Raw genomic sequence first — 10,055 nt, 5'->3', positions numbered from 1 at the left:
TGTTCGACTTCGGCGCCCGCTCGGCCAAACTCGAAGGCGCCCGCCAGTTGCTTGCCGCCGCGGCGGCGTCGCTCGATTCGACCGTGCAAGGCGTCTTTTTCGCCGCGCTGCAGGCGTATTACGGCGCCCAGGCGGCGCGCGCCGCGCTCGCCGCGGCGCTCGAATCGGAAAGGGCGAGTCGCACCAGCCTGTCGGCGGCAGAGGTGCGCTACCAGGTGGGCAGCGGCACGCCGGCTGACCGCCTGCAGGCGCAGACCGCCTGGTCGCAGGCGACGCTCAACCGGATCAAGGCGGAAGGCGCCCTGCGCAACGCCTACGGCCGGCTGGCCAACGTCATGGGGCTGGACGCACACACCAGCCTGACGCTCGACGAGATCGCGCTGACCCCGCCGGCGTTGAACTTTGACAACGACGTCGCGGCGCTGATCGCCGAAGCGCGCCGCAATCGCCCGGAACTGCAGGCGGCGGAAGCCGAGCTGCGCGCCGCGCAGGCAAACGTCGATTACGCGCGCGCGGCGGGCCGACCAAGGCTCGCCTTGCACGCCGGGCCGAGCTGGCAGGAGGTCGATGGGCTGAGCAGCCGCAGCAGTACGCTCGGCCTGAGCTTGACGCTGCCGATCTTTGCCGGCTATGCGACGACTTACGGTGTGCGCAGCGCGCAGGCGAGAAGCGAGGTGCAGGCCGCCCGCCGCGAGGGAATCCGGCAGCAGGTGGCGCTCGACGTCTGGGAAGCGTATCAGACGCTGGCCACCGCGACGCAGACCGTGCGCACGGCAGCCGACCTGCTGGCCAGCGCCGAGCAATCCGAACGCGTCGCCGCCGGCCGCTACCAGGCCGGTGTCGGCAATATCCTCGACCTGCTCAATGCGCAAAGCGCGCTGGCCAACGCTCGCCTGCAGCGCATCCAGGCGATGCTCGACTGGCACGTTTCGCGCGCCGCGCTGGCGCGCGCGATCGGCACGCTCGACCATCGCCTGCTCGCTGCGGCAAGTTCTGGAGCCCTTGACCGACGATGAACCCCGCGCGTCGCAAATCGCTTTTCGTCGTCGGACTCGGCCTGCTCGCGGTCGGCGGCGTGTATTGGTACCAACGGAATGAAACGCAGTCGGCCGAGCAGCGCTACAAGCTGCAGGCGGTCGAAAAGGGCGACATCACGCAGACCGTTTCGGCCAACGGAACGCTCAACCCGGTCGTTCTGGTCAATGTCGGCACGCAGGTTTCGGGAACGGTGACCAAGCTCTACGTCGACTTCAACGACGAGGTTCGCCAGGGTCAGGCCTTGCTCGAACTGGACGATTCGCTGCTCGCCGCGCAAGCCCGCCAGAGCGCGGCCAATGTACACAATGTGAGCGCCGCGCTCGAGCTGGCGCGCGCCAACGAAACGCGCATGAAGGCGCTCTTCGCGCAGGAATACGTGTCGCGGCAGGAGCTGGAACAGGCGGTGCAGGTGCGCCGCTCGGCCGAGGCGCAACTCGCGCAGGCGAAGGCGGCAGCCGACAAGGATCAGGTCAACCTGCGCTATACGACGATCCGCTCGCCGGTTTCCGGGGTCGTCGTCGACCGCGTCGTCGACCTCGGACAAACGGTCGCCGCCAGTCTGCAGACGCCGACGCTGATCAAGATCGCCCAGGATCTCTCGGAAATGCGCATCGATTCGAGTTTTGCCGAAGCCGACATCGGCAGGATCCGGGAAGGCCAGAAGGTGCGCTTCACCGTCGATGCCTTCCCCAACCGCAATTTTCAGGGCGAAGTGCAGCAGATCCGGCTGAATCCGACGATGCAGCAGAACGTCGTGACGTATAACGTGCGCGTTTCGCTGTCCAACCCCGAGCACATCCTGCTGCCCGGTATGACCGCCTACGTCAGCATCGGCGTCGCCAGGCGCGACGGTGTGCTGCTCGTTCCGAACGCCGCGCTGCGTTTCAAGCCGGCCGAGGGAAGCATCCCGGGCGAGCGTCCGGGCAACGCGCCACCGCCTGCCGCGCGCGCGCCGGCTGATGGTGGCGGCGAGGCGAAAGGCAAAGGCAGGAAACGCGACACCGCCAGCGGCACGGTCTATGTCATCGAGCGTAATGAGCTGAAACCGGTCAGCGTGCAACTGGGAATCACCGACAATCGCAACACCGAGCTGGTCGGCGGCGAGCTGAAGGAAGGCGACCGGCTGGTCGTCGGCGAGAACCTGCCGGCGACCAGCGGCAAGCCAAGCAGCGTCGGGATGAGGCTGTTCTGATGCCCGAGCCGGCCATCCGGGTGGTCGGGCTGGGCAAGTCCTACGCCACGGCAGCGGGCGACTTCCCGGCGCTGAAGGGGGTCGACCTGGCGATCGCCGCCGGCGAGTTCGTTGCCATCATGGGGCCCTCGGGCTCGGGCAAGTCGACCTTCATGAATCTGCTCGGCTGCCTCGACACGGCGAGCTGCGGCGACTATTTCCTGACCGGTCGCAACGTTGCCCGACTGACCGGCGACGAACTCGCTGCCGTGCGCAACCAGACGATCGGTTTCGTTTTCCAGGGCTTCAATCTGCTGCCACGGATGAGCCTGGAAGACAACGTCGCCTTGCCGCTGGTCTACGCCGGCGCCGAGCGCGCCGCCCGGCGCGCCGCTGCCCGCCAGCAACTGGCGCGCGTCGGTCTGGCCGATTATGCCGCCTCGCTGCCCAGCCGGATCTCGGGCGGTCAGCAGCAACGCGTGGCAATCGCACGCGCCCTGGTCAACTCACCGCGCCTGCTCCTGGCCGACGAACCCACCGGCAACCTGGACAGCCACACCAGCGAGGAGATCATGCGGATCTTCTGCGACCTCAACCGCGAAGGAATCACCGTCGTCCTCGTCACGCACGAGAACGACATCGCCGCTTTCGCCCAGCGTCAGGTCCGCTTCCGCGACGGACTGATCGTCAGCGACGCACCGACGCCACGCACCGCCGACGCCGCATGTTGAGCGCGATGCTCGGCGAAGCCTGGCATGCGATGGGCGCCAACCGCATGCGCACGGCGCTGACGATGCTCGGCATGGTGATCGGCGTCGGTTCGGTCGTGCTCATGATGGCCATCGGTCAGGGCGCGCAGTACGCCGTTGCGCAGACGATCAGCACGATGGGGAGCAATCTCTACATCGTGATCTCCGGCTCGACGAGCACCGGCGGCGTGCGCAGCGGCGGGGGTGGCGGTCCGACGCTGACCGTCGCCGACGCCGAGGCAATCGCCGCGCTCGACGGCGTGCTCAACGTCGCGCCGGTGCATCAGGGGACGCAACAGATCGTCCATGGTCCGAACAACTGGAGCTCGACGGTGGTCGGGACGACGCCCCCTTACCTCGAGGCGCGCGCGTGGACGATCACCGACGGCTACCCCTTCGGCGAATCGGACGTGCGCTCGGCAACACGCGTCGCGCTGATCGGACAGACCGCGGCGACCAACCTCTTCGGCGCCGAGGATCCGCTCGGCCAGACGATCCGTATCCGACAGAGCCCGTTCCTGGTCATCGGCGTGCTTGGCAAGAAAGGTCAGAACCTGGACGGACGCGATCAGGACGATACCGTGATCATTCCGCTGACCACCGCCCAGCGCAAGGTGTTCGGCAATCCTTTCCCGGGCACCGTGCGCCTGATCATGGTCCAGGCCAACTCGCCGGAAAGCATGCCGGCGGTCGAAACCAGTGTGACGGCGTTGCTGCGCCAGCGTCATCGGCTGCGCGACGGGCAGGACAACGACTTCTTCCTGCGCAATCTGGCCGCCGCCGCCGACTCGGCGGCCGAAACGACGCGCGTCATGTCGGTCCTGCTCGGCGCGATCGCTTCGGTGTCGCTGCTCGTTGGCGGCATCGGCATCATGAACATCATGCTCGTCTCGGTCACCGAGCGAACGCGCGAGATCGGCATCCGGCTGGCGATCGGCGCGCGCCGCAAGGACATCCTCAGCCAGTTCCTGCTTGAAGCGTTGATGATTTCGGTCGCCGGCTGCCTGATCGGTCTCGTCCTCGGACTGGGCGGCGCCCTGCTGGTCAATTCGCTGACCGACATGGCGATCGTCGTTTCCGGCGCAGCGGTCCTCGTCGCTTTCGGCGTGGCTGCCAGCATCGGAATCTTTTTCGGCTATTATCCGGCTCACCGCGCAGCCGCGCTCGACCCGATCGAAGCGCTGCGCCACCAATGAACCCCGGCCGCGCACGAGCGCGCGCCACCTGAGCGAGGTGCAAACCATGCCCTGCTATTCACTCGGCGCACGCCGCCCGCAGATCGATCCGCACAGCTGGATCGCCCCCAACGCCACGGTGATTGGCGATGTCCGCCTGGCGCGCAACGCGTCGATCTGGTGGAACGTCACTGCACGCGGCGACAATGACCCGATCAGCATCGGTGAAAACAGCAATATCCAGGACAATTGCGTGCTGCACACCGACGAAGGCGTACCGATGACGATCGGCCGCAACGTCACCGTCGGTCATCTGGTGATGCTGCACGGCTGCACGATCGGCGACGGATCGCTGATCGGCATCGGCTCGGTGCTGCTCAACCGCGTGGTCATCGGCCGCGGCTCGATCGTCGGCGCCAACACGCTGATCCCGGAAGGGAAGGAGTTTCCCGACCATTGCCTGATCGTCGGCTCGCCGGGCAAGGTCGTGCGCCAGCTCGCGCCGGACGAAGTCGCCCGCCTGCAGCACAGCGCCGATCACTACGTCGCCAACTGGCAACGCTATCTGCGCGAATTGAGCGTGGCGAGCAACTGAGGCGCCTTGCCGGGCACGCTCAGGGGCGTGCCGATGGCGGGCGCTTCGACAACTCGACGTAGCGGCGCAGGTCGTCGTCGTATTTCTTCCGCACGCTTTCCCTGTCCTTCTTCTTCGATTCGATCACCGACTGCTGGGCACCGATCTCGTAGTCGGCGTCACGCAGACCTTTGGCCACGTCGGCCGGCAGTTGCCGCCCCTTGTAGAACTCGGCCTCGTCCTCGAAGCGCTTGCGCTTGCGACGGATGTCGACGATGCGTTCCTCGGCGGCCTGGATCGCGGCAACGAGGTCGCGGTCGGCGCGGCTGCGCATCGCTTCGATGTCCTTCTCGCTGCCATACGTGTTGAGCAGCGCCTGGTCCTTACGCTTCTGTTCGTTAGCCAGGCGCTCCTGTTCCTTGCGCCGCTGTTCGTCGGCCGCTCTCTGCGCTTTCTGCTCGGCGGTCAGCGGTGCCTCGACGACGCGCGCCGTCGAGCCGGAATCGCCCAGTTCGCGGTAGGCGCGCCCATAACACGCGGTCGGCAGAATGTCGCCGCACACCTGTCGGCCAGTGCCATCAGCGCAGCAGAAGATGCGCGGTCCGGCATCGCTCGCGCCGGCGAGAAGCATGCCGAGCACCAACACGAGGCGTGCGCGCAGCGAAGTGGCCATCTCAGGCAACACCATACGCGCGCCGATAGCGTGCGACCGCGTCTTCGTTACGCCGCAAGTCCGGACTCTGCTGAAGAAAGCGCAGCAGATCGTCGAGCGTCGCCACGGCAATCACCGGAATGCCGTACAGCTGCTGCACTTCCTGGACGGCGGAGAGTTCGCCGCTGCCACGTTCCATGCGATCAAGCGCGATGACCACACCCGATGGCGTTGCGCCGGCGGCACGAATCAGTTCGACCGACTCACGCACCGAAGTCCCGGCGCTGATCACATCGTCAATGATCAACACACGCCCGGCCAGCGGCGCGCCGACGATGCTGCCGCCTTCGCCATGGTCCTTGGCTTCCTTGCGGTTGAACGAGTATGGCAGATCACGTCCACGCCGCGCCAGTTCGACAGCGACCACGGCGACCAGCGGTATTCCCTTGTAGGCTGGGCCAAAGAGTGCATCGACGGCAATTCCGCTCGCCTCGATCGCCTTGGCGTAGAATCCGGCAAGTCTGTCCAACGACGCACCGCGGTTGAACAGACCCGCGTTGAAAAAATAGGGCGAAAGCCGCCCCGCCTTGGTCCTGAATTTGCCAAAGCGCAGCACTTGTTGCCTGACCGAAAACTCGATGAATTCCTGATGGAAGTCCATAAATCTTTTCTACACTCGATTCCGTCAAACATCCTGCAATGCAATGTTACGCATCATTAGCTTAAACCTCAACGGCATTCGTTCGGCATGCCGCAAGGGCTTTCTGGCCTGGGCCGAAGGCAGTGGGGCTGATCTTATCTGCCTGCAGGAGCTGAAAGCACAGCCGGTCGACCTGGTCGACCAGATAAGGCCAGTTGATGGAATGCAGGCCTACTACCATTGCGCCACGAAGAAAGGATACAGCGGCGTTGGCCTCTGGTGCCGTGACAAACCGGACAAACTGTCCAATTCTCTCGGCGACGCAGAGTTCGACGGCGAAGGCCGCTACCTGCGCGCCGACTTCGGCCAGCTCTCGGTCGTGTCACTCTATCAACCTTCCGGTTCGAGCTCCGAAGCCCGCCAGGCAGCCAAGTACCGCTTCATGGCGTTGATCTACCCGCAACTCGTCGAACTCGCAGCAAGCGGGCGCGACGTACTGGTCTGCGGCGACTGGAACATCGCGCACCAGGAGATCGATCTCAGGAACTGGCGGAGCAACCGCAACAACTCCGGCTTCCTGCCCGAAGAACGCGCCTGGTTTGGCCGTCTGCTGAACGAAGCCGGCTGGCACGACGTGTACCGCGAACTCTATCCGGAAAATGGCGCCGAGGGCTATACTTGGTGGTCGAACCGGGGGCAGGCATGGGCGCGGAACGTCGGCTGGCGGATCGACTATCAACTGGCGACCCGGAGAATTGCCGCCACCGCCCGCCGCGCCGAGGTGTTCAAGGAGATACGCTTCAGCGACCACGCGCCGCTGATCATCGATTACGCCTACCCAGCGCAGGCGCCGTTGGTGGCCGGCGAGGCGCATTCGACCGGGCAAGCGAACGCCGTCGGCCAGCCGCCAGCGTAAAGAATCCGGGGGCATTCGCTCACCGATCCCGTTTGCGCATTGATTCCCGCCGACGATTTCTATAATCTGAGCACCGTACCGATGAGTTGAGCCTTACACGCTGCCGTCTGTCCAAACCCTTCTCACTACGAGGTCATCCATGTCCGAAGTTACTGAACTTTCCACCGCCAGCAAACAAAAGCTTGTCTCCGACATGAAGGTTGTGGTCGCCGACGCCGAGGAAATCCTGCGCGCCACCGCCGGCGTCGCCGGGGAAAAGATGGGCGACCTGCGCGAACGCATCGGCGAACGGCTGCGCGATGCCAAGATCCGGCTGGCCGACGCCGAAGCCGCGCTGGTGGACCGAACCAAGGCCGCCGCGCGCGCCACGGACGACTACGTGCACGAGAATCCTTGGCGCGCCGTCGGCATTGCTGCCGGCATCGGGCTGCTGCTCGGCGTGATCATCGGCCGTCGCTAGGCACCCGCCGGCGATGAGCAACGCTCCCGGCGATGCACGCAGAGGTCTGCTGTCGGCCACCAGGAACGGCGTTGCGACGCTCCTGTCGACCGGGCGCACGCGCCTCGAGCTTCTCGGCAACGAAATCCGCGAAGAGAAGCTGCGTGCCGTCCGTCTGCTGCTGCTTTCGCAGTTGGTCGCGTTCTGCCTGATGGTCGGTACGATCGTTGCCGTCGCCTTGTGCGTCATCGTCTTCTGGGATGATCGTGTGGTCGTCCTGGCTTCCTTCATTGGCTTCTTCTTCGTGCTCGGGGGTGCTGCTGCGCTGTTGCTGCGGCACGCGCTGCACCAGCCGAGCAGCATCTTCGCCGCGAGCATCGGCGAACTCGACGAAGACCTGCGGCAGATCAAGGGCGAAGGCGAAGGTGCGGCAGGAACGCATTGATCTCCTGATTCAGCGCGGACGACTGCTCGAGCGGATCAGCATGCAGCGCGCGCAACTGGCGCGCGACGCGCAGCCGATCAGCAGCGGCCTGCAGACGGCCGACAGCATCGTCGCCGGGCTGCGCAGCACGACCCGCTACCTGCAGGACCACCCGCACGTCGTCGGGGCAACGGTCGCCGTACTCGTCGTGCTCAGACCGCAGCGCGTCTGGCGCTGGGGCAAGCGCGCCTTCTTCGCCTGGCGCACCTGGCACCTGCTGCGACAGAAGATCGCGGCGCTCTGAGGCTGCCAGCCGCGATCGGCGGTGCGCGTTGAGCGCGCGGCGCCGCAAGTCGTCTCCCCCGTCGTGCGGCAGCGCGCGCCGCCGGCAGGCGGCAGGCCTCGCCCTGGCCTCTCGCCCGCCCTTATTGCGCGTCCCAGATACCGAGCGCGACGAGTTGCCCGGCGGCGATGTCCGCCCAACCCTGATTGGCGAGCGGACTGGCTGGACTCGGGTGGAGCACGCGCCCGACGCGCACGCCGGTCGCGCTGAGCGCGGCGCGCGCACGCGCTTCGGCAAATGCGCCAACACCGATCACCCAGGCCGGCCGCAGGATCGCCGCCAGCGCCTGCAGGTGCGCGTCGCAGACGGCGTGCAGCGGTGCGGCCTCACGCGCCGGAAGCTTGTCCGGCGTCAGGTTCCGCCCGCCGTCGAAAAAGGCCAGAGGACAATAGTTGGCGACGAAATGCTCGGCAAAGAACGCCTCGGGGCAACCGAAGCGCGCGCGAAACAGCCCCCACAAGCGCCGCCCGCTGACTTCTGAACGCTTGCAGGCGAATCCCTCGACCGGTCGCCTGGGGTTCTCGGCCAGCGGTTGGCCGACGCCGGTTGCGATTCCCAGCCAGTCGCGCACTGCGGCAACCTCGCCAAAAGGCACACCGGTTTGCGCCATACCGAAAGGCCCCGGGTTCATGCCGAGAAAGATCACGCGTTTGCCGTTCGTCGCATAGCGCCGCAGGTAGGCCTCATGCGCCTGCCAAGCGTAGTTCAGCGGATCGTAGACGTGGCTGACCGGCGGCCCAAAAGACAGTTGCGCGAGTTGCGCGGACAACTCGCGCGCGGCTGCGATCAGGCTTTCGGCGACGGCGCAGCTTCGTTCCATGGAGCCACCTTGAACAGCAGGAGCATGCCCGGCGCGGCAAGCGCGAAGCACAGGATGAAGAAGCTGACCCAGCCCATCGCTTCGACGAGCGCACCGGCACTGGCGTTGATGAAGGTGCGCGGAACCGCCGCCAGGCTGGTGAACAGGGCAAACTGTGTCGCCGTGAACGCCGGGTTGGTCGCCCGCGCGATGAAGGCGGTGAACGCCGCCGTACCCAGGCCGACGCCAAGGTATTCGGCAGCGATCACGCTCGCTAGGGCGGCCCGATCGAAACCGTCGATCACCGGCTGCACGCCGCGCCAGGCGAGCCAGGCAAAACCGAGGATGGTAAACATCTGGACGAAACCGAACAGCCATAGTGCGCGGTTGATCCCCAGGCGAACCATCCACAGGCCGCCGAGCAGTCCGCCAATGACTGCCGGCCAGAGGCCCGCGTGTTTGGCGATCACGCCGATGTCGGTCTTGCTGTAGCCGAGATCGAGATAGAACGGCGTCGAGAGCGCTGTCGCCAGCGAATCGCCGAGCTTGTAGAGGAAGATGAAAGCGAGCACCAGCAAGGCGCCGAGCCAGCCCTTGCGCCCGATGAATTCCTGAAAGGGTTCGACGACCGCCTGGCGCAGCGTCTTCGGAGCGCCAGGCGCGGCCGGTTCCGAAACCAGAAGCACCATCGCCATTCCCGGCAGCATGAAAGCAGCGGTGATCCAGAACACCTGCGCCCACGGCAGGAGATCGGCCAGAATCAGCGACAGCGAGCCGGGAACCAATCCGGCTATCCGATACGCGTTGACATGCACCGAGTTGCCCAGACCGAGTTCCTGCTCGTTCAGTATTTCGCGCCGAAACGCGTCGAGAGCAACATCCTGCGTCGCCGAGAGGAAGGCAAGGACGACCGACAGCCAGATTACGGGCTGCAGATTGCCGGCCGGCGAGAATCCCCCCAGCCAGCCGATCGCCAGCAGCAAACCGATTTGCGAGACGAGCATCCAACCACGCCGTCGCCCGAGCGGCAGGTGATAGCGATCAAGCAGGGGGGCCCAGAGGAACTTCCAGGTGTAAGGAAACTGGATCAGCGCGAAGAAGCCGATCGTCTTCAGATCGACACCCTCGCTGCGCA

13 protein-coding genes are annotated in these 10,055 nt (G+C 65.8%); 9 read left to right on the top strand and 4 right to left on the bottom strand.

What is annotated here, in order from left to right:
* The 5 genes from RKP46_RS18390 to RKP46_RS18370 form a co-directional block, all read left to right on the top strand.
* On the top strand, window positions 1–1,016 hold a 1,016-nt coding region (locus tag RKP46_RS18390), incomplete at its 5' end, for a TolC family protein (protein WP_311107972.1).
* Window positions 1,013–2,230: an efflux RND transporter periplasmic adaptor subunit gene (locus RKP46_RS18385; protein WP_311107971.1), complete on the top strand. Its 1,218-nt coding sequence runs from the start codon at window positions 1,013–1,015 to the stop codon at window positions 2,228–2,230. The genes RKP46_RS18390 and RKP46_RS18385, both read left to right, overlap by 4 nt.
* Window positions 2,230–2,940, top strand: coding sequence for an ABC transporter ATP-binding protein (locus RKP46_RS18380; RefSeq protein ID WP_311099080.1), 711 nt, complete (start codon window positions 2,230–2,232; stop codon window positions 2,938–2,940). The genes RKP46_RS18385 and RKP46_RS18380 overlap by 1 nt, the downstream gene beginning before the upstream one ends.
* Window positions 2,934–4,154, top strand: a complete 1,221-nt coding sequence (locus tag RKP46_RS18375; protein WP_311107970.1) for an ABC transporter permease — start codon at window positions 2,934–2,936, stop codon at window positions 4,152–4,154. Before RKP46_RS18380 ends, RKP46_RS18375 begins: the two co-directional genes overlap by 7 nt.
* A 46-nt stretch (window positions 4,155–4,200) precedes the next feature.
* On the top strand, window positions 4,201–4,728 hold the full coding sequence (locus RKP46_RS18370; protein WP_311107969.1) for a gamma carbonic anhydrase family protein: 528 nt from the start codon (window positions 4,201–4,203) through the stop codon (window positions 4,726–4,728).
* A gap of 19 nt (window positions 4,729–4,747) precedes the next feature.
* On the opposite strand, the gene RKP46_RS18365 is transcribed toward RKP46_RS18370, so the two are convergent.
* A complete protein-coding gene (locus tag RKP46_RS18365; protein WP_311107968.1) occupies window positions 4,748–5,380 on the bottom strand; it encodes a hypothetical protein in 633 nt (210 codons plus the stop codon).
* Between the two features lies 1 nt (window position 5,381).
* Window positions 5,382–6,020, bottom strand: a complete 639-nt coding sequence (pyrE, locus tag RKP46_RS18360; protein ID WP_311107967.1) for an orotate phosphoribosyltransferase — start codon at window positions 6,018–6,020, stop codon at window positions 5,382–5,384.
* A gap of 43 nt (window positions 6,021–6,063) precedes the next feature.
* Between pyrE and RKP46_RS18355 the strand changes: the two genes are divergently transcribed.
* From RKP46_RS18355 to RKP46_RS18340, 4 genes are all read left to right on the top strand, one after another.
* On the top strand, window positions 6,064–6,915 hold the full coding sequence (locus RKP46_RS18355) for an exodeoxyribonuclease III (RefSeq protein ID WP_311107966.1): 852 nt from the start codon (window positions 6,064–6,066) through the stop codon (window positions 6,913–6,915).
* Between the two features lie 139 nt (window positions 6,916–7,054).
* Window positions 7,055–7,375 carry a YqjD family protein gene (locus tag RKP46_RS18350; protein WP_300328605.1) on the top strand — a complete coding sequence of 107 codons (321 nt, stop codon included), beginning with the start codon at window positions 7,055–7,057 and terminating at the stop codon, window positions 7,373–7,375.
* 13 nt (window positions 7,376–7,388) lie between these two features.
* Window positions 7,389–7,799 carry a phage holin family protein gene (locus RKP46_RS18345; protein WP_311107965.1) on the top strand — a complete coding sequence of 137 codons (411 nt, stop codon included), beginning with the start codon at window positions 7,389–7,391 and terminating at the stop codon, window positions 7,797–7,799.
* Window positions 7,780–8,082 (top strand): YqjK-like family protein, encoded by a 303-nt coding sequence (locus RKP46_RS18340; protein ID WP_311107964.1) that lies wholly within the window; start codon window positions 7,780–7,782, stop codon window positions 8,080–8,082. The genes RKP46_RS18345 and RKP46_RS18340 overlap by 20 nt, the downstream gene beginning before the upstream one ends.
* Before the next feature lie 121 nt (window positions 8,083–8,203).
* Here the strand turns inward: RKP46_RS18340 and RKP46_RS18335 are convergent, their stop codons facing one another.
* Window positions 8,204–8,941 carry a uracil-DNA glycosylase family protein gene (locus RKP46_RS18335; RefSeq protein WP_311107963.1) on the bottom strand — a complete coding sequence of 246 codons (738 nt, stop codon included), beginning with the start codon at window positions 8,939–8,941 and terminating at the stop codon, window positions 8,204–8,206.
* Window positions 8,908–10,055: AmpG family muropeptide MFS transporter (locus RKP46_RS18330; RefSeq protein WP_311107962.1), on the bottom strand; the 1,148-nt coding region annotated here is incomplete at its 5' end. The genes RKP46_RS18335 and RKP46_RS18330, both read right to left, overlap by 34 nt.

Origin of the sequence: Accumulibacter sp. (genome assembly GCF_031732815.1) — a bacterium.
Lineage (GTDB): Bacteria > Pseudomonadota > Gammaproteobacteria > Burkholderiales > Rhodocyclaceae > Accumulibacter.
This window is presented reverse-complemented; position numbering and strand designations above follow the sequence as displayed.